This is a genomic window from Emergencia sp. 1XD21-10, from assembly GCF_009936045.1.
GTDB lineage: Bacteria > Bacillota > Clostridia > Peptostreptococcales > Anaerovoracaceae > Senimuribacter > Senimuribacter intestinalis.
On sequence record NZ_QWEQ01000002.1, the window covers coordinates 84045 to 104642 of the forward strand.

19 protein-coding genes and 1 pseudogene are annotated in these 20598 nt (G+C 44.0%); 6 read left to right on the forward strand and 14 right to left on the reverse strand.

Annotated elements, in window-relative coordinates:
* Window positions 1-201 precede the first annotated feature (201 nt).
* The 5 genes from trkA to D1151_RS00610 all read left to right on the forward strand — a co-directional run bounded on the left by trkA (window position 202) and on the right by D1151_RS00610 (window position 5577).
* Window positions 202-1554 carry a Trk system potassium transporter TrkA gene (gene trkA / locus D1151_RS00590; protein WP_243151069.1) on the forward strand — a complete coding sequence of 451 codons (1353 nt, stop codon included), beginning with the start codon at window positions 202-204 and terminating at the stop codon, window positions 1552-1554.
* A 9-nt stretch (window positions 1555-1563) separates the two neighbouring features.
* On the forward strand, window positions 1564-3030 hold the full coding sequence (locus D1151_RS00595) for a TrkH family potassium uptake protein (protein ID WP_161907576.1): 1467 nt from the start codon (window positions 1564-1566) through the stop codon (window positions 3028-3030).
* A 49-nt stretch (window positions 3031-3079) separates the two neighbouring features.
* Window positions 3080-4546 (forward strand): TrkH family potassium uptake protein, encoded by a 1467-nt coding sequence (locus tag D1151_RS00600; protein WP_160202258.1) that lies wholly within the window; start codon window positions 3080-3082, stop codon window positions 4544-4546.
* Between the two features lie 98 nt (window positions 4547-4644).
* Entirely contained in the window at window positions 4645-5070 is a 426-nt protein-coding gene (locus tag D1151_RS00605; protein ID WP_160202259.1) for a CBS domain-containing protein, read from the forward strand.
* 159 nt (window positions 5071-5229) lie between these two features.
* On the forward strand, window positions 5230-5577 hold the full coding sequence (locus tag D1151_RS00610) for a PadR family transcriptional regulator (RefSeq protein ID WP_160202260.1): 348 nt from the start codon (window positions 5230-5232) through the stop codon (window positions 5575-5577).
* A 326-nt stretch (window positions 5578-5903) separates the two neighbouring features.
* Here D1151_RS00610 and D1151_RS00615 read toward each other — a convergent pair whose 3' ends face one another.
* The 14 genes and pseudogenes from D1151_RS00615 to D1151_RS00675 all read right to left on the reverse strand — a co-directional run bounded on the left by D1151_RS00615 (window position 5904) and on the right by D1151_RS00675 (window position 18864).
* A complete protein-coding gene (locus D1151_RS00615) occupies window positions 5904-8012 on the reverse strand; it encodes a polyribonucleotide nucleotidyltransferase (RefSeq protein WP_160202261.1) in 2109 nt (702 codons plus the stop codon).
* A gap of 172 nt (window positions 8013-8184) precedes the next feature.
* On the reverse strand, window positions 8185-8451 hold the full coding sequence (gene rpsO / locus D1151_RS00620) for a 30S ribosomal protein S15 (protein WP_160202262.1): 267 nt from the start codon (window positions 8449-8451) through the stop codon (window positions 8185-8187).
* A gap of 436 nt (window positions 8452-8887) precedes the next feature.
* On the reverse strand, window positions 8888-9823 hold the full coding sequence (locus tag D1151_RS00625) for a bifunctional riboflavin kinase/FAD synthetase (RefSeq protein WP_161907577.1): 936 nt from the start codon (window positions 9821-9823) through the stop codon (window positions 8888-8890).
* Window positions 9824-9828: 5 nt separating this feature from the next.
* Window positions 9829-10788, reverse strand: coding sequence for a tRNA pseudouridine(55) synthase TruB (gene truB, locus D1151_RS00630; RefSeq protein ID WP_161907578.1), 960 nt, complete (start codon window positions 10786-10788; stop codon window positions 9829-9831).
* Between the two features lie 3 nt (window positions 10789-10791).
* Window positions 10792-11757 (reverse strand): bifunctional oligoribonuclease/PAP phosphatase NrnA, encoded by a 966-nt coding sequence (locus D1151_RS00635; RefSeq protein WP_161907579.1) that lies wholly within the window; start codon window positions 11755-11757, stop codon window positions 10792-10794.
* The gene (gene rbfA / locus D1151_RS00640; RefSeq protein ID WP_160202842.1) at window positions 11747-12133 is read right to left on the reverse strand and encodes a 30S ribosome-binding factor RbfA; all 387 of its coding nucleotides are present in this window, start codon (window positions 12131-12133) and stop codon (window positions 11747-11749) included. The genes D1151_RS00635 and rbfA overlap by 11 nt, the downstream gene beginning before the upstream one ends.
* Before the next feature lie 20 nt (window positions 12134-12153).
* Window positions 12154-14076, reverse strand: coding sequence for a translation initiation factor IF-2 (gene infB / locus D1151_RS00645; protein ID WP_334296732.1), 1923 nt, complete (start codon window positions 14074-14076; stop codon window positions 12154-12156).
* A gap of 687 nt (window positions 14077-14763) precedes the next feature.
* Window positions 14764-14889, reverse strand: a pseudogene (locus D1151_RS17195) (translation initiation factor IF-2 N-terminal domain-containing protein); the annotation flags it as partial.
* Between the two features lie 2 nt (window positions 14890-14891).
* The gene (locus D1151_RS00650) at window positions 14892-15218 is read right to left on the reverse strand and encodes a ribosomal L7Ae/L30e/S12e/Gadd45 family protein (protein ID WP_160202844.1); all 327 of its coding nucleotides are present in this window, start codon (window positions 15216-15218) and stop codon (window positions 14892-14894) included.
* Window positions 15211-15492 (reverse strand): RNase P modulator RnpM, encoded by a 282-nt coding sequence (gene rnpM / locus D1151_RS00655; RefSeq protein ID WP_243151099.1) that lies wholly within the window; start codon window positions 15490-15492, stop codon window positions 15211-15213. The genes D1151_RS00650 and rnpM overlap by 8 nt, the downstream gene beginning before the upstream one ends.
* Window positions 15482-16603 (reverse strand): transcription termination factor NusA, encoded by a 1122-nt coding sequence (nusA, locus tag D1151_RS00660; RefSeq protein ID WP_161907581.1) that lies wholly within the window; start codon window positions 16601-16603, stop codon window positions 15482-15484. Before nusA ends, rnpM begins: the two co-directional genes overlap by 11 nt.
* Before the next feature lie 15 nt (window positions 16604-16618).
* Entirely contained in the window at window positions 16619-17098 is a 480-nt protein-coding gene (rimP, locus tag D1151_RS00665) for a ribosome maturation factor RimP (RefSeq protein WP_160202846.1), read from the reverse strand.
* Between the two features lie 235 nt (window positions 17099-17333).
* Window positions 17334-17957 (reverse strand): flavodoxin family protein, encoded by a 624-nt coding sequence (locus D1151_RS00670; protein WP_160202847.1) that lies wholly within the window; start codon window positions 17955-17957, stop codon window positions 17334-17336.
* A gap of 46 nt (window positions 17958-18003) precedes the next feature.
* On the reverse strand, window positions 18004-18864 hold the full coding sequence (locus tag D1151_RS00675) for a LysR family transcriptional regulator (RefSeq protein WP_160202848.1): 861 nt from the start codon (window positions 18862-18864) through the stop codon (window positions 18004-18006).
* 135 nt (window positions 18865-18999) lie between these two features.
* Between D1151_RS00675 and D1151_RS00680 the strand changes: the two genes are divergently transcribed.
* Window positions 19000-20190 (forward strand): pyridoxal phosphate-dependent aminotransferase, encoded by a 1191-nt coding sequence (locus tag D1151_RS00680; RefSeq protein ID WP_160202849.1) that lies wholly within the window; start codon window positions 19000-19002, stop codon window positions 20188-20190.
* Window positions 20191-20598 lie beyond the last annotated feature (408 nt).

A 20598-nucleotide genomic window follows, 5' to 3' on the forward strand; every position in this document is an offset into this window, starting at 1 on the left:
ACCCCAAGATGACCATCATTCATTGACAAAAATACACAGATGAGCAAGATTTGTCAATATCGGAAGTTGTAAAAGGTTTTCATGTAGCCGTAAAATATATTTGCATCACCTACTTGCAAATTAGAAACATTTGAATTACAATAGGGGTTATGTATATAGGCAAATGCCAATATTTTGATGGAAATGAAGAGGAAATAAGTTATGATGAATGTAGCTATTGTCGGCGCCGGCAAACTGAGTTTTCGCGTTGCGGAAGCCCTGCTGGGCGGAGATTATGCCATTACAATTATAGATAAGAACAACGACGTATTGCAGAAACTTTCTCAGCAGCTTGACGTCATGACAATCAATGCAGATGCCAGAGATATTAGCGTACTGAAGAATCTTGATATCAAGGATTTCCAGTATCTTCTGGCTGCTACAGATAACGATGAAACCAATATGGTCATCGCTTCCTTTGCAAAAAAACTGGGCTGCAGGCGTGTTATTGCAAGGGTCAGAGACCCGGAGCATATGAACCAGTTTGGATTCATCAAGGAAACCATGGGTATCGATTCCATCGTCAACCCTGACCTTTCCATTACGCTGGAAATCTACAAATATCTTGCCGAAAAGTATACCTTGAGCAACGGTATTTTTACCAGCGGCAAAATCGCCCTTATTGAATTCCCAGCAAGAAAATTCAATAAGCTTGTAGGGCTTTCCATTCCACAGGTGCGCGAGGTCATGCCAAATATGCTCATCGCCGCAATTTCCAGAAACGGTAAAGTCATCATTCCGCACGGGGATGATGATATCAGAGAAAGAGACTATCTCTACGTCATCGGCGAAAAAGATCAAATTATCGAGTTGAATAAACGGGTTCACGAAAAAGGCAAGTACACCAACCTGCAGAAAGTTATGATTATCGGCGGTGGAAAGACCGGTTTTTATCTGGCAGAAAAGCTTTCAGAATTTGGGGTTGCTGTAAAACTGGTCGAAAAAAGCATGGAACGGTGCCGTTACCTTTCCACCCATTTGAACAATGTGATGGTGCTTCACAGCGACGGTACAGACATTCCTCTGCTGGAAGAAGAAAATATGAACGAAATGGATGCCTTTGTTACTGCCACAGGCTACGACGAAGAAAATCTGCTGCTGGCTCTAACCGCTAAGCAGCACGGTATTGAAGACGTTATTTCCAAAGTCAGCCACGAAAGCTACAAGGATTTAATTGAGCGTATGGGTGTCGACATGGTACTGAATCCGCTTGATATCACCGCCAGCAATATTTTACGCTTTATTCAGGGCTCCAAGAAAATCATTTCTTCTCTGCTGATTCAAGGACAGGCTGAAATCATGGAAATCGTCGCGCACTCTCATATGAACATGATTGACGTGCCCCTTCACAAGCTGGATCTTCCTGATGGTGTACTCATTGCCGCCATTCACAGAGGACAGAAAGTCATCATTCCTGACGGCAACACTGTAATTAAATGGAATGACAGAGTTATCATTTTAAGCCTGCTTTCCGAAATCGGTGATCTGGAAAAATTACTAAAAAATAAGAATTAGGAGATTCTCATGACTGTAAATTTTAACAGTGTGATTAGAATGATGGGAATGCTGCTGCTTGTCCTTGGCGTAGCCTTCCTGCCTGCCTTTGTCGTGGCGCTGATTTACCACGAAGGTACTGCAGCAAAGAGCTTTCTGACAACGATGCTTCCCTGCTTTCTTCTGGGATTCATTTTAATAAAAACATTCCGCCCTTCTCTAATCCGGCCTAAGGCCAGAGATGGGTTTCTTATTGTATCACTGTGCTGGCTGACCGCTTCTCTCATCGGTGCAGTACCCCTTTGGATCTCCGGCTCCGTTTCAGACTATATCGACGCATTCTTTGAAATCTGTTCCGGATTTTCTACTACAGGCTCTTCTATTTTGACCGACATTGAATCTCTGCCGAAGTCCATCCTTTTTTGGCGTTCCTTTACCCATTGGCTGGGCGGCATGGGGATTATCGTCTTTGCTATGGCGCTGCTTCCTTCTATCGGCGTAGGCGGTCAGCTCATTGCAAGCGCAGAAACGCCAGGTCCTTCTTTGGACAAAATCGCACCAAGATTTTCTGACACTGCAAAAAATCTATATCTGATTTATTTGCTGTTTACTGCTGTTGAAACGCTGCTTCTTCTCTTTGGAGGGCTAAGCTTTTTTGATGCGTTGGTACACACTTTCGGCACCGTAGGAACCGGCGGCTTTTCCTCCTATAACAGCAGTGTTGCTCAGTTCACAAGTCCTTACGTGCAATGGGTCATCATCATTTTCATGGTACTTTGCGGAATCAACTTTAATCTATACTTTATCATGATGAAGCACGGTATCAAGAGAGTTTTTCGGGATTCAGAACTTCGTATATATCTGCTGCTAATCGGTGTAGTTACTGCATTCATCGTGATAAACCTGCTGACATCCGGCACATACCAAAATGTAGGAGACTGCATTAGAGACTCTGCATTTCAGGTAACATCAATTATTACGACCACAGGATACGCCACTGCAGATTACGATATTTGGCCAACTTTCAGCAGAATGCTGATTTTCCTGCTCATGCTGACAGGCGCCTGCTCATCATCCACAGGCGGCGGCGTTAAAATCATTCGTATTCTCGTTTCACTGAAACTGATTCGCCGCGGTGTATCATTGAAGCTACATCCATCCAGAGTCATCACGGTGACACTGAATAAGCGGGAAATTCCAACAGATATGGCAACCGGTATTGCAAATTTTGTATTCTTCTACATCTTTGTTGTATTTACAGGTTCCCTGCTTATCTCTCTCAACGGATTTGATTTGATGACTACCATATCCTCTGTGCTGACCTGTGTTGGCAATGTTGGACCGGGATTTAATCTCATCGGACCTTCCATGAACTTCTCCATGTTCAACGATTTTTCCAAGATGATTCTATCCCTTCTCATGATTGCCGGAAGGCTGGAGTTATTCACTTTCTTTATGCTGCTGTCACCACATTACTGGAATTCAAACAAGGCATAAAGAAGAGTATAAAAGCGATAGATATTAACATATTATAAAGGATTTCATTATGACATACAATGTTCGAGTAATTTTAAAAACCCTTGCGGTAGTTCTTCTCTTTGAAGGAGTAGCAATGCTGCCTCCTATGGCATATGGCATCTATCTTGCCGAGTACAATGCTGCTTCGGCTCTGTTTTTCCCTGCCATTTGCTGTATCTTCGCCGGACTTTTTGTGTATCGTCATTTAAAATACTACACCCTGCAGATTAAATCCAGAGAAAGCTTTTTTGTTGCTTTCTTATGCTGGATTCTGGTCAGCATTGTCGGCACAGTCCCCTATTTCACCGCTAACTGCGGATACAGTCTGATTGACAGTCTCTTTGAGTCCATATCCGGCTGGACTACCACCGGCGCCTGGGTCATTGATGCTACTACCATGCCCCGCAGTTTGCTTCTTTGGAAAGGGATTTCCAACTGGCTTGGCGGCATGGGACTCCTGCTCCTAACCGTCTCCTTGTTCCCGGTTCTTGGTGTACAGGGACAAAAAATGGCCGCTGCAGAAGTTCCGGGTCCTGACTTTGAGAAAATGTCAGCTAGAATCAGCGACACCGCAAAGCTAACCTATCGAATTTATTTCGTGCTGACGCTCATCGAATTTCTCCTGTTGCTGCCAAGCGGACTTGATCCTTTTCATGCCCTTGTCAATACCATGTCTACTATCAGCACTGCAGGTCTTTTGAGCGCAGACAGTGCTTTAAATCTGACCAACGAGACTTATGTGAAAGTCATCTTCACCTTTTTTTCTCTTGCAGGCTCAGTAAACTTCATGATGTATTTTCTGTTGTATTGCAAAAAGTGGAAAATGGCATTCAATATGCTCGAAATAAAAACTTATCTGGCACTCCTTGCCGGAGGCGCACTTGTCATTTCCGTCGTTCTTTACGTAAATGGGCAGTACGAATCTTTCCTTGGAGCCTTTGGAGACGCATTCGCACAGGCAACTGCCTTTGGTGCAACCTCCGGGTATGAAATCGATAACATCAACCTGTGGCCTACTACCTGCAAAATGGTGCTTTTAATCCTCGTCCTTATCGGCGGCTGCGGAAATTCTACCAGCGGTTCCATCAAAGTTATGCGCTTTATCATATACTTTAAAATCATTCTGAGAGGCGTTTACAAGCGAATTCACCCGCGGGCAGTAAAACCTATCATGATTCAGGGAAAACCCGTCAGCGCAGCAACTGCTGCTTCTGTGACAGTATTTGTTCTGATGTACTTCGCTGTATTTATATTCTCATCTCTAGTACTGGCGCTGGAAAATCAAGATATGGAAACAACCTTTTCCACAGTTCTTGCTTGTATCACCAACAACGGCACTGCTTTCGGCGCTATTTCAGGAGGAAATTTCAGCATCTTTTCCGGTTTTGGAAAAATGTATGCCGCCGCTCTCATGCTGGCAGGCAGACTGGAGCTTTACGCAATCATCATTCTCTTCTCTCGTTCTTTCTGGAATTCGGACAGAGCAAGATCGTAAGCAAGAAAACAAAAAGAGTGGTTTTACGCCGCTCTTTTTCTTTCTATCTCATAAATCCTGTCTTTTTGCAAATCCTATGTAACAGGAGGATTCAAAACATGATTGTAAAAGAATTAATGTCTACCAATATTTACTTTGCAAAAATTGATGCTACAATTGCCGATGTTGCTGCCCTGATGAAACAATATGATATCGGTTTTGTACCAATCTGCGACAACAAAGGTTGTCTTTTAGGCGTTGTCACAGACAGAGATATAGTTTTACGCAGCAAATTCGCAAAAATAAGCGACTTTCAAAGCCTTCCCATATCTGAAGTCATGTCCAGCAATATTATCGCCGTGAACGCCGATATGAACGTCCACGATGCCGCTTGCATGTTTTCAGAGAAAAAAGTCCGCAGGCTTCCTGTCCTCGAAAGCGGAAAACTCACCGGTGTACTCACTCTTTCTGATTTAGCCAGAAAAAAACTCTTTCTTGCAGAAGTAGGCGATATCATGGGACATTTAGCAACCAGCAGAAAGTAATCGAAAAAACAATCAAAATTTCAGTATTCATTCAAGTTTTTTTGCGTTTTTTACGTTCTTTTAAAAAAATTCACATATTCTTCATTAAAAATTGCAAATATTCGTTGACTTATTTAACTAATTGTTTTATTCTTATTAGTAAGAAAGGATAGGTGCAGTATGACACAGAGAAACAAAAACAAGAGTAATTTTAAAAAAGGTTCAGTAGAAATGCTTCTCCTTCATCTTCTGAAGGAAGAGGGAGATTGTTACGGTTATCAGCTTTCCCAATTAATTAACCAGAGATCAGGTGGCGTTTTAGTAATCCCAGAAGGTTCTATGTACCCTACCTTGTACAAGCTGATTGACAACAAATACATTACAGATTATAAGAAAACCGTTGGCAAGAGAATGACCCGTGTTTATTATCACCTGGAGCCATCCGGTGAACAGCGTCTGGCTGAATTGATTGAAGACTATATCGAAGTAGCTTCCGCAATCGAAACCATCATGGGTATTAAGAAATAAACCTAATAAAAATATGCTCAACCCAAAAGGACCGGCAGTGTTGTCGGTCCTTTCTTTTCATGGTGTTTTCAGTGTCTGCGCAGATTCCCCCAATGGCTTGTACGTATAATCCACTTTTTTCCTTTAAATATGCACGCGCAATCGCCTATCAGTCCATTTCTTCACCGAAACTCCTCCTAAATGTGCATATTTTAAGCGTTATTTTAACTTTTACGTACGTTCGTGTACATATATCGAAAGCTTTTTTGATATTTATGCACTGCCTATGCGCAATCCTGTCAGATCCGCAAACAAGCCACCCATTACAGGGTGGCTTGTGATTTTTATTACAGTAATTCTTTTCTGGAAAGGTTAATTCTGTTCTGACTGTCAATTTCGGTAACCTTTACTTTTACCACATCACCGATGTTTACAACATCTTCAACCTTTTCAACTCTTTCTTTTGCCATCTTAGAAATGTGCAGCAGCCCTTCCTTGCCAGGCAGGATTTCAAGGAATGCGCCGAAGTTCATGATTCTGGTAACTGTGCCCTCATAAATTTCGCCGACTTCTACTTCCTTAGTCAGAAGCTCGATACGATGACGTGCTTCGTTGGCGCCTTCCATATCGGCACTGTAAATGCTGACAAGTCCCGGATCATCCTCGGAAATATCGATCTTAACACCAGTTTCATCTACAATCTTATTGATGGTCTTTCCACCAGGTCCGATGACAATTCTAATCTTATCAGGATCAATACGCATCGTAATGCTTCTCGGTGCGTACTTGGACATTTCTTCTCTAGGTGCAGGAATTTCTTCTAACATCTGTTCCATGATGTACATTCTGCCTTCCTTTGCCTGCTGCAACGCCTTTTCCAGAATTTCTCTGGACAGGCCGTGCACCTTAATATCCATCTGAATTGCAGTAACGCCGACTTCTGTACCGGTTACTTTAAAGTCCATGTCGCCCAGAAAGTCTTCCATGCCCTGAATATCGGACAGGATAGCCATCTTGCTGGAACCGTCTTCCTCTACTCTTTCAATCAGACCCATAGCGATACCTGCAACTGGTCTCTTGATTGGAACACCTGCGTCCATCAGCGCCAGGCAAGAGCCGCAAGTGGAGCCCATGGAAGTGGAACCGTTGGAAGAAAGTACTTCAGATACCACACGGATTGCATAAGGAAATTCCTCTACAGAAGGAAGCACCGGAATCAGCGCTCTTTCTGCCAGTGCACCATGTCCGATTTCTCTTCTGCCCGGGCTTCTCATAGGTCTTGCTTCACCTACGGAATAGCCTGGGAAGTTATAGTGATGCATATATCTCTTTTCAGTCTGTTCAGTGATACCGTCAATAGTCTGAGATTCGCTTGCCGGTGCCAACGTGCATGCTGAAAGCACCTGAGTCTGACCTCTCTTAAAGAGTCCGCTGCCGTGTACTCTTGGAAGCATCTGGGTTTCGCACCAAATCGGTCTGATTTCGTCCAGCTTTCTGTTGTCCGGTCTGATACCTTCGTCCAGAATCATAGCGCGAACACATTCCTTGGTGATATTGTAAAGAACATTGGCAATATCCTTTTCATTTTCAGGATAAATTTCTGCAAAGTGCTCTTTCGTTTCTACTTCTACTGCATCCATGTTATCAAGTCTTTCCAGCTTGTCTACAGTCTTAATCGCAGTCTTCATCTTGTCTACAGCATAAGCTCTAACTGCAGCATCGATATCCTCAGGAACCTGATAAAGGTTTACGTCCTGCTTATCTTTGCCGACCTCAGCAACAATCTCATCGATAAAGTCTACAATCTTCTTAATTTCTTCGTGTCCGTAGAGGATTGCGTCCAGCATTACGTTTTCCGGTACTTCATTAGCACCTGCTTCTACCATCATAATCGCTTCTTTAGTACCAGCAACAGTCAGATTCATTTCGGAAACTGCTCTCTGTTCCAAAGACGGATTGATGATGAACTGTCCGTCAATCATTCCTACCCTTACAGCACCAATCGGTCCTTCCCACGGAATATCAGAAGTGGACAGCGCAACAGAAGCACCAATCATTGCCATAATATCTGTTTCACAGTCGGGATCCACAGACATAACAGTTGCAACAACAACTACATCGTTATAATATCCCTTCGGGAACAACGGACGAAGCGGACGGTCCATCAGTCTGGAACACAGTGTCGCCTTCTCGCTCGGTCTTCCCTCTCTCTTGATAAAGCCGCCTGGAATCTTGCCAGCAGCATACATTCTTTCTTCATAGTCGCAGCTCAGTGGGAAAAAATCGATGTCAGGTCTTGGCTCTTTGGAAGCGCAGGCGGTTACATTGACTACGGATTCACCGTATCTTACCATAACCTGTCCGTTTGCCTGTTCGCAAACCTTGCCAATCTCTAACTGCAGAAGTCTCCCTCCTACTGCTGTTTTAAATGTTCTGTAATCTGTAAATCTTGCCATTTTAATAAACAACTCCTTCCTGTTTATTTTTTCTTACGCTTGGCTTACCTTCGATTGATAAAGATGTTCTGCCGCATGCAGTATTTCAATCCACGCACCCTTATCAATCGAAGGTAACATCTTATTTAAAAAAATGACGGGACCTTCGCCCCGTCAAAATTTCCACTATGGACTACTTTCTTAATCCTAAACGAGCAATCAGGCTTCTGTATCTTTCTACGTCAACATTCTTCAGATACTTCAGCAGATTTCTTCTCTGACCTACCATCTTCAGCAGACCTCTTCTGGAATGATGGTCCTTCTTGTGAACCTTCAGATGCTCGTTAAGATCATTGATTCTTGCAGTCAGAATTGCTACCTGTACTTCCGGAGAACCAGTGTCTCCTTCTTTGGTTGCATATTCTTTGATAATTGCCGTTTTCTGTTCTTTTGTAATCATTTTAAAATTCTCCTTTTCTTAATACGCTTTCACCGAGTTATCGTCGGAGATTCCGTAAAACCAAGTGAAAGTAATTTTCAACTAGATTAGTATATCATACCTACATTCTAATTGCAAGTGTTTAATTTTCATGTCCTTTTTGTCTCGATTCCAATCCGGTCCATGAACCATGTCAGATTATGAAATGTGCATAAAATCATCATTTCTATTCAAAATATGCACATCCTTCTCCTGATCTGTGCATATTTTTTGTAAAATCAACGAGTATATGCATATTCTTGAACTTAAATGACTACACTTCAAGGTAAAACCCACTTAAATCTACATATTTTGAACAATTTCTTCAATTCTATGCACGTGCTTGTGCATATTTTGTCAAATTTTTTCTAATATATGCATTTTACCCCGTCGCGCCGCCCTCGCTAGGACACGCCTTTTATTCCTTGTCATGCTTCTGATGAAACTGGCTCGCCTGCCTGCAATCTCTGACAATTTGCGCAGACAGTTCCTTTACACTGTCAAATTTGACCTCGTCTCTGGTCTTCTGTAAAAACTCTACCGTAATCTGTTTTCCATAAAGTTCTTTATCAAAATCAAAAATATGCGTCTCTACATTTTTGTTATAGTGTCCAATGGTCGGCTTATGACCTACATTAGTTACACTCGGATAGCGAACGCCATTGTAAGTGCAGTAGGTTACATAAACACCGTTAGGCGGCGTTACCATGGACGGGTCGATAACCAGATTGGAAGTGGGAAAGCCCAGCTGCTTTCCTAGTCTGTTTCCTACCACCACTTCACCGCCGATAGAATAGTGCCTGCCCATATAAGTTTTGCACTGCTCCACTTGGCCAGAAGCAATCAAGGTACGAATCAGCGAAGAGCTGACGATTTCACCTTTAATTTTATACGGTGGGATTTCCGTCACCTCGTATCCGTGCTGCGCGCCCATCTGTCGCAAAACCTCCGGATTTCCCTGCGCTTTGTAGCCAAAATGATAATTAAAGCCACAGAAAGCAGCTTTCATCTGAAACTTCTCAAGAAGGAGCTTCTCCACAAAATCTGCAGGGCTCATGGTCATAATGCTGCGAGTAAAAGGCACATTGAACAGATAGTCCACGCCTAAGTCTTGAATAATCTGCTCCTTTTCCCGCTTAGCTAAAATGTTTTTTACCTTTTTTTCTTTGGGCAACAAATCCTTCGGGTGATTAGAAAAAGTAAACACCGCCGACTTTAAATCCGACTCACCTGCTTTTTCCACCGCCTTTTTAATCAGTTCCTGATGCCCCAGATGAACACCGTCAAAATTCCCCAGCGCTACTGCCGCCGGTTCAATATTCTGTATTTCTTCTAAGGTTTCAAATATCTCCATTTTCATCACCTCGTATAAAAAATCTTGTCCGCTACCAGTTTCTTATAGGTCTCGTTATAAAATGCCACACCTATAAAAACCTCTTTTCCGGCAATCTCCGCAAAGACATTATATGCTTTGCGAAACTCCGCGCGGATAGGCAGATAAAAATCCTGCTCTGCAAAGGTCGGCGCTTTTACAATCTGACATGCCTGCAAAGGAAGGTGCCAGCCGGCTGCAAAGCGCACGCCGGAAATCTCATCGGTCACTACCTTGCCAAAGTGAACAAGAGGCTGCCACGAAGCATAGAGTCTTTTTTCAATCTCCAAAGGGTCCATCTCTCGAAATACTTCCAAATCCAGCGCTTCTTCAACATGAAAGATACCGCTGGAAATTCGTTCAAGGGATGTCAATGTGCCGCAGCACCCCAGTTTTTCCCCTGCGTCCTGACAGATGGTTCTGATGTATGTACCCTTGGAGCACTGCACCGTGAAGGTTATGGTTTTTTCACCATCGGGAAAAATCTTCTCAAGTTCCAGATTATGAATATAGATTTTCCGTGTCTTTACATCGACGGTTTTCCCTTCTCTTGCATACTCGTAAAGTCTTTTTCCATCAACCTTCAGCGCTGAATACATAGGCGGTTTCTGGTCGATAACACCGCAAAAATCCGCAAATACAGCTCTAACCTGCGCTTCCGTGCAGGTAACCGATCTTCGCTCAAGTACCTCCCCCCAGATATCCTGGGTATCGGTCAGTAGTCCCAGCTCCATGGTACACCGATAAGTTTTCAAATCCATATCCAGATACTCCATGATTCTGGTGCTCTTTCCAATGCAAACAGGAAGAACTCCGGTTGCCATCGGATCCAGCGTGCCGGTATGTCCGATTTTCTTAATACCCAAAGTTCTTCTGGCAACGCCTACGATATCGTGAGACGTCATATTCTGCGGTTTGTTGATATTCAGTATTCCTTCTGTAATCATGCTCTATCCTATACTCTTTATAATCTTTTCCTTCAAAAGGTCGAAGGCTTCGGAAAGTCCTAAGGTAAGCGTTGCGCCCGCTGCACGGATATGACCGCCGCCGCCAAGTTCAGAAGCAATGCGTGCCACATCTACACAGGATTTAGAGCGCAGACTGAGCTTAATTCTGCCGTCCTTTGTCTCCTTCAGGAATGCCGCCACTTCCACACCGGAAATGCTGCGCAGCCGCTGTACTACGCCTTCGGTCTCTTCCATAAGCGCACCGCTTTCTGAAAGCATATCCTGCGTCACATATGCGATGACACCGCGTCCGCCTGCTACGGTAGACATGGTGGCAAGCGCCATATTCTCGATGAGAAGTTTTTCTATGCGCATGTTCTCGTAAATCTCTACGCTGACTTTATTCGCATCAATACCAATGTCGTAAAGCTCTGCTGCGATGAGATGGCTCTCCTTGCTGGTATTGCTGTACTGAAAGTTTCCCGTGTCCGTGGTAATTGCCGCAAAAATGGCTTCGCCCATTTCTTTGTCGAGGGCAATGCCCAGAGTCTGCAAAAGTCTATAAATCAGTTCACCAGTCGCTGCAGCGTCTTTGTCTACGTAGTTGTAATTGCAATAAAATGTCGTCGTTTCGTGATGGTCAATGCACATGGACTTACTGCTCTTTTCAAAAGCCGCCTGCCTTCTTTCAAAGCGGGACGGATCGCCGCAGTCCACACAGACAGAAAGGTCGGGCGCTGTGATAACGTTCTGATCAAAGGTGCAGTACCCTTGGTCTAAAAACGCTAAATTGGCGGGAATGTCATCTTCAATGAGAACATGACATTCCTTTCCCATACTGCGCAGCCCCTTGCACAGCGCTGCCGCTGAGCCCAGAGCGTCTCCGTCCATATTGACATGAGGATAAATTAAAATTTGTCTTGCAGAAGAAAGGACTTCTGCCAATTCTTGAAAAGTATTATTCTTCATGTTCGATTCCCAGTTTTCCAATTACCTCTGAAATATGTCTGCCATACTCCATGGAGGTGTCCAGTTTAAAAATCAGCTCCGGAATGTGGCGCAGCTTAATCTGTCTGCCGATTTCTTTTTTTATAAGGCCTTTGGCGCTGCGAAGCCCCTCTAGTACAGCTTCCGCCTCCTGCTGCTTTGCCTCCTCATCTTTACTTCCGACAGAAAGCACAGTCACATAGCAGGTGGCATAGCTGCCGTCAGAAGTCATTTCCACTCCCGACAGGCTTACCATCGCTGACTGTAATCTAGGGTCTTTAATGTCTCTGAGCAGCATTTCGCTGACAATTTTGCGAATTTCTTCTCCTAGACGACCCTGTCTGTATCCTTTTCCCATAGGTTTTCCTTTCGTAATGGTTATTTACGTTCAATTTCAACCATGTGGAAGCACTCGATAATGTCACCTTCTTTGATGTCATTGTATGCTTCAATGCCGATACCGCATTCATAGCCGGAAGCAACTTCCTTAGCATCATCTTTGAATCTCTTCAGAGATGAAATCTTACCTTCGTGAATTACGATACCATCACGCACCAGTCGAACTTCTGCGTTTCTCACAGCTTTTCCTTCCAGTACGTATGCACCGCCGATGATACCTACACCTGGTACTTTGAACGTAGTTCTAATTTCTACTTTACCCAGAATTTCTTCTTTAAATTCAGGATCCAGCATACCCTTCATGGCATTTTCTACATCATCGATCACATCGTAAATGACTCTGTAGGTTCTGATCTGAATGTTTTCTCTATCTGCCATGGTCTGTACTGCTGTGCTCGGTCTTACATTGAAGCCGATGATGATAGCGCCGGCTGTACCTGCCAGCATAACATCGGATTCTGTTACAGTACCTACACCTGTATGAATAATGTTTACTTTTACATTTTCGTTATTGAGTTTTTCAAGGGAAGCAATCAGTGCGCCGACAGAGCCCTGTACGTCGCCCTTGATGATCAGGTTCAGTTCTTTAACTTCCCCTTCCTGGATCTGGCTGAACAGCTTTTCTAAGGTGGTGCTTGCGTTTCTTGCAAGAACTTCTTCTCTCAGCTTTTCTTTTCTGTTTTCAGCAATTTCTCTTGCTATCTTATCGTCTTTTACTGCGTTAAATTCATCACCTGCCTGCGGTACATCGGTCAGACCCAGGATTTCTACTGCTGTAGCAGGACCTGCTTTCTTGATGGTCTTACCTTTGTGGTCGGTCATAAGACGGATTCTGCCGGAGCAAGTTCCTGCAACGACGCTCTGTCCGCTCTGCAATGTTCCGTTAGTGACTAGAAGTGTAGCAACCGGACCTTTGGATTTGTCCAGTCTTGCTTCAATAACTGAACCCATGGCAAGTCTGTTCGGATTTGCACGAAGTTCCATCATCTCTGCCTGAAGCAGAATCATTTCCAGAAGGTTTACGATACCTTCGCCGCTCTTTGCAGACACTGGCACGCTGATGACGTCGCCGCCCCAGTCTTCTACCAAAATACCGTGCTCGGTCAAATCCTGCTTTACTCTATCAGGGTTTGCACCTGGTTTATCCATCTTGTTGATAGCAACGATAATCGGAACGCCTGCAGCCTTTGCATGGCTGATGGATTCAACAGTCTGCGGTTTTACACTGTCGTCTGCTGCAACAACCAGTACTGCGATATCGGTAACGTGCGCGCCTCTTGCTCTCATTGCAGTAAATGCTTCGTGACCCGGTGTATCTAAAAATACGATCTTCTGTCCGTTAATTTTTACTTCAGAAGCACCGATATGCTGGGTAATGCCGCCGGACTCGGAAGCAGTTACATTGGTCTTTCTGATTGCGTCAAGAAGCGATGTCTTACCGTGGTCAACGTGACCCATAACAGTGATAATCGGCGGTCTGTCCTTCAAATCTTCTTCACTGTCTTCAAAGAGTTCCAGTCCCTCTTCAACAGCTTCTTCCTCTACCTTGCCGATAGCTACACTCAGCCCCAGATCCTCTGCCAGCACCATTACAGTATCTTCATCAATATTCTGGTTGATATTTGCCATGATACCCAGCTTCATCAAAGTCATGATGACTTTTGAAGTGGATACTTCTGCCTGTTCACAGAAGCCTGCAACAGTAATCGGCACATTGATCACAACGGTGCCTTCTGGCAGTACTTCTTCTTCAATTTCAGCTTCCACAACTTGTGGTTTTGGTTTATTGTGTTTCTTTCTTGTCTGTTTTTCCAACGATTTTCTTTCCAGTTTATCAAACTTATTCTTTTCTTTATCCTGCTTCTTCTTGGAATCGTCTCTTCTTCCCGGCTTGGTTTCAATTTTATCAAGCTGTGGACGATCCTTTCTTGCCCCGCCGTTTCCACTGCGATCGTTTCTATTATTGTTTCCACCGCGGTCATTTCTGTCATTTCTGCCGTTATTTCCACGAGGATTATCCTTGCGGTCATTGCGATCATTTCTGTCATTTCTGCCGTTACGATTTCCGTTGCCGCCGCGATCGTTTCTGTCAACTCTCGCACCATCTTTGCGTTCCGGTTTCTTGCCGCCGCGGTCTTTTCTTTCTGCATTTCTATCAGCAGGTTTCTTCTCTGGCTTTACTGCCGGCGTTTTTTCAACTGGCTTTACTGCCGGCTTCTCAGCTACTGCAGGCTCCGCTGGTTTTACCGGCGCAGCTTCCGGTGCTTTTACAGGCGCCGCAGTTTTTGCCGGTTTTTCAACTGGTTTTGCTTCTCTCGGCAGCGGAGTGCCTACAGGCGGTTTCTGTCTGCTTCTATTTTCCAATTCTGCTTTATTTACTACCGGCTTTCCAACAGGCGGTTTATTCTTATTTGCCAAATACTCCGTATCTACTACCGGTTTTCCAACAGGCGGTTTCGGACGATTGGAAAAGCCTGGTCTTACTGCCGCTTTGACAGTGACTCTCGGTTCTTCCTGGACTGTAGTTCCCTTTTTCTTAGGCTCTGCCTTTACAATCTTAGTCTCTTTCTTTGTTCCCTTTATCTTGTCAACATCCGCATCAGATAACACGCTCATATGGCTTGTTACACTGATACCGAGCTGCGCTGCCTTCTCTTGGAGTTCTTTACTTGAAATGTTTAATTCTTTTGCCAGTTCATGTACTTTTTTCGTCATATTCACTCCTCCCTTTCTGATTGAATAAGGTCAATCTCCTTACAAATAATTTCCGCAAAATGACGGTCTGTAATACCGAAAATCCCCTTTCCGGTCTTTCCTGTCACCTGAGAAAGCTCATCGCTTCCTCCGAAAATTCTATAGTTAACATTATTTTTTTCGCATTTTCCCTGCATTTTTTTCACTGTGTTATCGGCTAAATCTTCAGTTAAAATCAAAAGCTGCACTCTTCGCTTCTCAATCATCATGATACAGGTGTTATACCCAGTCACAAGATTTCTGGACTTGGCGGCAAATCCTAAATAGCTGAAAACTTTTCCTCTATTCATTAGCCTGCCCGTTTACTTCTTTTAATTCCTCACAAACCCTGTCAATTTCGCTCTGGGCAATATTGGCAGAAAAGCTTCTCGAAAACGCCTTACGCTTCTGCGCCTTTTCAATACACACATTGTTGCGGCAGAGATATACGCCGCGCCCTTTAGCTCTTCCTGTCGTATCTAGCGACAAAATACCTTCGTAAAAGGCTACGCGGAGCAGTTCCTGCTTGGGTTTTGATTCCATGCAGCCGATACACTTTCTCATAGGAATCTTGTTACTCTTCAATCTCGAAAACCTCTTCTCCTTCTAATGCTTCTGCCGGCTCCTCATCGATTTCCACAATGTCATCTGCCGCCTCTTCATTATAGTACTGCGTGTGGCTCTTAATGTCGATTTTCCAGCCGCTGACTTTTGCAGCCAGCCTTACGTTCTGTCCTTCTTTACCAATTGCCAGAGAAAGCTGATAGTCCGGCACTACAACTGTTGCAGTCTTTTCAGCCTCATCTGCCAGCACAGATTCCACTTTTGCAGGTGAGAGCACGTTGCTGATCAGTACTTTCGGATCTTCACTCCAAGGAATGATGTCGATTTTCTCGCCGCCCAGCTCGTCAACTACTGCCTGCACACGAATACCTCTGGTGCCAACACATGCACCAACCGGATCAACATTCGCGTCTTCGCTGTAAACTGCCAGCTTGGTTCTGGAGCCGGCTTCTCTTGCAATCCCCTTGATTTCAACAAAGCCGTCCTGAATTTCAGGAACTTCCATCTCGAAGAGACGCTTTACAAGACCCGGATGAGATCTGGATAAAAACACCTGTGGTCCCTTCGTGGTCTTCTTCACGTCCATAATGTAGACTTTCAACCTTTCGTTGACCTCAAAGCGTTCACCCGGTACCTGTTCGCCAGCAGAAAGGATGCCCTCCGCCTTTCCCATGTTGACAAACAGCGTTTCGCCGCTCTTTCTCTGCACAACACCGGTTACGATTTCACCCTGCTTGGTGATGAAGTCATCGAAAATCATACCTCTTTCGGCTTCTCTGATTCTCTGTACTACAACCTGCTTTGCAGTCTGTGCAGCAATTCTTCCGAAGTCTCTTGGCGTTACAGAAAACTCAATCGCGTCACCGATTTCGTATCTTGGATCGATTTCCTGTGCCTCCTCTAAAGACATCTCAATCATATCATCATAAACTTCTTCTACAATATCTTTTCTCATGAGTACTGCAATATCGCCGTCTTCCCTGTCGATATCCACTCTCACATTCTGCGATGTGCCATAGTTCTTCTTGTAAGCAGAAACCAGTGCGGACTCAATTGCTTCAATCAAAATGTCCTTGGAAATGTGTTTCTCCTTTTCAAGTTCATTTATCGCTTCGATAAATTCTCTGTTCATTTGTCTTTACCCTCCTTAGAAAACCACTGCCAGGTTGGTTTTTGCCACCTGATCCAGCGGGAACATCCATTTTTTATCATTTTCATCTTTTATTACAACATTGCCGTCTTCTAAGCCTTCCAAAATGCCTTCAAAAACTTTTTTTCCGTCAATGCCCTTATACAATTTTACTTCTACCAGTCTGCCGGTATACTTCTCGTAATGCCTTTCGGTAATCAGTTCCCGGTCCATGCCCGGCGAAGAAACTTCCAAATAATAATTCTGCTCAATAGGATCCAGTCTGTCCAGCTCGTCGCTTAAAAATCTGCTGACCTTTTCGCAGTCGTCGGTACTCACGTATTCTTCCTCCTCTGCGGAGATTTTATCGATATAAACCCGCAGAAACCAGTCTCTGCCTTCCTTAGCAAACTCAACGTTATAAAGTTCCAGCTCAGATTCTTCCATGAATCCTGCTGCAATTTCCTCAATAATTTCTTTTATCTTTTTCTTTGCCATTTACTGCCTTTCGTCCTCTTGCAAAGCCGCTCTTTTACAGCACTTTGCCCTAAACAAAACTGAAAGAGTGGGTTTTGCCCACTCTTCTCGCTTTCCTCAATAAATTTCGTACATATATATACTAGCACAAATCTACGGCTATGTCAAATATTAGTTTTTTCAAATTTTCGGCGCATTGACATCAAACCTGCAATAGCTCTGATACCGCTATAAAGCAGACTGCGCCTTATGTCCTCTATCTGATAAAATTAGTCGCAACCTTCGAATTAACCGGTGCTTCAATCCCGTTTTCTTTTCCTGCTTCAATACATTTTAAAAGCCAAGCCATGTTAGAAGCGATATTTCGCATAGTCTGCAGTCCCTCTAAATCCTGTGCGACTTCCTCCGGCGTGTTGCCGTGCACCATATTCCAGTAAGTAGAAGATACCACCGGCATCTGATTAATCATAAAATATTTGTTCAAATCATCCAGCGCTGCTGTAGTGCCCGCTCTTCTTGCAGATACTACTGCTGCTCCCGGTTTGTGTGTAAATGCACTGCCTCCAGCATAAAAAGCTCTGTCAAGCACAGAAAGAACTCTGCCGTTAGCATGCGCGTAGTATACCGGTGATCCAAACACAAATCCATCTGCTTCCGCTGCTTTTCCTATCAATTCATTAACTGGATCATCCTCAAAAACGCAAACACCGTTTCGGCTGCCACATGCACCGCAGCCGATACAGTCTCTAATCGGCTGTTTCCCCAGCTGCAGGATTTCACTGTCGATATGAAATTCTGCCAGCGTCTGTGCAATCTCTTTTAAGGCTGTAAAGGTACAGCCTGCCTCGTTAGGGCTTCCATTTAACAGTAAAACTTTCATTCTTCTACCTCCCTTGTTGTGTCAGAGTAATCTATGTTCTTTGTCTTTAAAAATTCCACTTTTTCAGGAAAGACGCAAATTTCTTTACCGCTGCCGAAGCATTCTTTCCATTTTTGTAAATAACTCCAATATTACGGTAACACGGTAAATCCAGCGGTGCAATTTTAATCTGATCGCGGCATGTCTGCAATACCAAATCCGGCATAAGGCTAATGCCAAATCCCTTTGCAACCATGGATATCGCACTGTTATCGTCAACATAGGTGGTCTGTCTGTTGGGCTTGATATGATATCCTGCCAGCTGCTGCTCAACATCCAGGTCACTGGCACAGTAAGGGAACAGGAAATGTTCTGTTTCAATTCTATGCAGCGGAAAGAGTTCCCCCTCCTTCCATGGATATTCCGGTGGAAGCACTGCAAAAAAATCATCTCTGGCAAGGGGTTCAAAGTCCTCTCTTTTCACCAGGTTGGTAGTGATGCACATGTCGACCCTTCCTTCATCAAACCACTGATACAGCCTATCGTCTCCCTCTTTAATCTCAAAAGAAATTTCCGGATTCTCCTTCTGAAAAGCGCGCATCACGTCCGGAAGCCAAGTTCTGATTACGCTGGCAACCGCCGCAATACGAATCATAGAGGCTTTCTGTTTTAGAATCAGGTCTACCTCCGTCTCAATCTTTCCGCTGGCCTTGACCAGTTCTTTGAAAAGTGGCATAAGGCGCTCGCCTTCTTCTGTAAGCCGCACACCAAACTTACCGCGGTGCAGCAGCACCACGCCCAGTTCACTTTCTAAAGAGTTCATCATATGGGTAAGCCCGGCCTGGGTATATCCCAGCTTAGTAGCCGCTGTCAGCAGACTGCCGTTATCCACCGCATAAATCAGCACCTTGACCTTATTAATATCCATAATATCCGTCCTGTTCTATTAAAAATCGTTATATATATATAATAATAAAGAGAATTCCATAAGTCAATAGAATGCGGTAAAATATAGATATAAATATTCGTTTAATTTGAAAAGATTTATTAGGAGGATTTCATTATGTACAATAACACCATGTACGAGCTGGGAAGCCAGCCATCTCTGATTCGTGAACTTTTCGCTTACGGACTTGAACAGGCAAAGATTGTTGGACCAGAAAACGTATTTGACTATACTCTCGGTAACCCAAGCATTCCAGCTCCTGCAAAAGTACAGCAAGCAATTAAAGACATCCTTGATGATACCGATTCCATCAAAATTCACGGCTATTCCATGGCTGGCGGTTTTGATGAAACCAGAGAAGCAATCGCTGCAAACCTGAACAAGCGTTTCGGTACTGACATCAAAGCTTCCAACCTGTTCGTAACCTGCGGTGCTGCCCCTGCACTGATTTCTGTAATTAAGGCACTGGCTACTGACGCAGATTCCGAAATTATGGCAGTTGCACCATTCTTCCCTGAATACCGTCCGTTTGTTGAAAAGAACGGTGCACACCTGGTAGTTGTACCTGCTGACAGAGAACACTTCCAGATTGACATGACTAAGGTGGAAGAACTGATTTCCGTACATACACAGGCAATCATTATCAACTCCCCTAACAACCCATCCGGTGTTGTTTACACGAAGGAAACTCTGGAAGCACTGGCTGCTATTCTGACTAAGAAGAGCGAAGAATACGGACATCCAATCTACATCATCGCTGATGAACCTTACAGAGAACTGACCTACGGAGATGCAAAGGTTACTTTCATCCCGACAGTTTACAAAAACACTATCGTGTGCTACTCCTGGTCCAAGAGTCTGTCTCTGCCAGGCGAACGTATCGGTTACGTATGCGTTCCTGATCAGTGCGATAACGCTTCCGAAGTATTCAACGCTGTTGCTGGCGCTGCTCGTGCAAACGGTCACGTTTGTGCACCTACCCTGCCGCAGATGGTAATCGCTCGCTGTGTAGACGAAATGCCTGACCTGAAAGCCTACGACGAAAACCGTACCTTGCTGTACGATGAACTGACTAAGATGGGCTACAAATGCGCAAAACCTGACGGCGCTTTCTACCTGTTCGTAGAAGTTCCAGATGGAGACGGAATGAAATACTGCCAGAAAGCAAAAGAAGACCACAATCTGCTGGTAGTTCCTGGCGAAGGCTTTGACTGCCCGGGATACATGAGATTATCCTACTGTGTATCCAACGAAATGATCAGAAGAAGCTTACCTGCATTCGCTAAGATGATGGAAGCTTACAAATAATAAGCCTTTCTTCCAGCAGGGCTGTATGAAATCACACATCCCTGCGCGGCTTGACTTTAAAGTAACAGTCCAAATCGGGCTGTTACTTTTTTATCGTTGTTATTCCAATAATTTCCTTGTAATTCCAGGATAACTTTACCAGTTTTCAGTTTTATTCATTAGGGTTTTCAAAATCAGGATTTCGTCCGCAAAAAGAAACCCTTTTTGATAGTTTTGAAAACCAAACAGAGTATTTCTGAAAACCACCAGAATTTTCCATGTTAAAAAATTCAATAGACTGCATTAAACCTCAAATAATATCCAAAAAAGAGGAAGACCGGAGCACAGGGACTCCGATTTTCCATTTTAATCCATATTTAGCCAGTATAATTGAATCGATATCATTCAGTCAATCTCGTTCAGTCAGTG

What these genes read in the sequence shown, in the direction of transcription:
- trkA (WP_243151069.1), top strand. Translation starts at nt 202, where the DNA reads ATGATGAATGTAGCTATTGTCGGCGCCGGCAAACTGAGTTTTCGCGTT.
- D1151_RS00595 (WP_161907576.1), top strand. Translation starts at nt 1,564, where the DNA reads ATGACTGTAAATTTTAACAGTGTGATTAGAATGATGGGAATGCTGCTG.
- D1151_RS00600 (WP_160202258.1), top strand. Translation starts at nt 3,080, where the DNA reads ATGACATACAATGTTCGAGTAATTTTAAAAACCCTTGCGGTAGTTCTT.
- D1151_RS00605 (WP_160202259.1), top strand. Translation starts at nt 4,645, where the DNA reads ATGATTGTAAAAGAATTAATGTCTACCAATATTTACTTTGCAAAAATT.
- D1151_RS00610 (WP_160202260.1), top strand. Translation starts at nt 5,230, where the DNA reads ATGACACAGAGAAACAAAAACAAGAGTAATTTTAAAAAAGGTTCAGTA.
- D1151_RS00615 (WP_160202261.1), bottom strand. Translation starts at nt 8,012, where the DNA reads ATGGCAAGATTTACAGATTACAGAACATTTAAAACAGCAGTAGGAGGG.
- rpsO (WP_160202262.1), bottom strand. Translation starts at nt 8,451, where the DNA reads ATGATTACAAAAGAACAGAAAACGGCAATTATCAAAGAATATGCAACC.
- D1151_RS00625 (WP_161907577.1), bottom strand. Translation starts at nt 9,823, where the DNA reads ATGGAGATATTTGAAACCTTAGAAGAAATACAGAATATTGAACCGGCG.
- truB (WP_161907578.1), bottom strand. Translation starts at nt 10,788, where the DNA reads ATGATTACAGAAGGAATACTGAATATCAACAAACCGCAGAATATGACG.
- D1151_RS00635 (WP_161907579.1), bottom strand. Translation starts at nt 11,757, where the DNA reads ATGAAGAATAATACTTTTCAAGAATTGGCAGAAGTCCTTTCTTCTGCA.
- rbfA (WP_160202842.1), bottom strand. Translation starts at nt 12,133, where the DNA reads ATGGGAAAAGGATACAGACAGGGTCGTCTAGGAGAAGAAATTCGCAAA.
- D1151_RS00650 (WP_160202844.1), bottom strand. Translation starts at nt 15,218, where the DNA reads ATGAATAGAGGAAAAGTTTTCAGCTATTTAGGATTTGCCGCCAAGTCC.
- nusA (WP_161907581.1), bottom strand. Translation starts at nt 16,603, where the DNA reads ATGAACAGAGAATTTATCGAAGCGATAAATGAACTTGAAAAGGAGAAA.
- rimP (WP_160202846.1), bottom strand. Translation starts at nt 17,098, where the DNA reads ATGGCAAAGAAAAAGATAAAAGAAATTATTGAGGAAATTGCAGCAGGA.
- D1151_RS00670 (WP_160202847.1), bottom strand. Translation starts at nt 17,957, where the DNA reads ATGAAAGTTTTACTGTTAAATGGAAGCCCTAACGAGGCAGGCTGTACC.
- D1151_RS00675 (WP_160202848.1), bottom strand. Translation starts at nt 18,864, where the DNA reads ATGGATATTAATAAGGTCAAGGTGCTGATTTATGCGGTGGATAACGGC.
- D1151_RS00680 (WP_160202849.1), top strand. Translation starts at nt 19,000, where the DNA reads ATGTACAATAACACCATGTACGAGCTGGGAAGCCAGCCATCTCTGATT.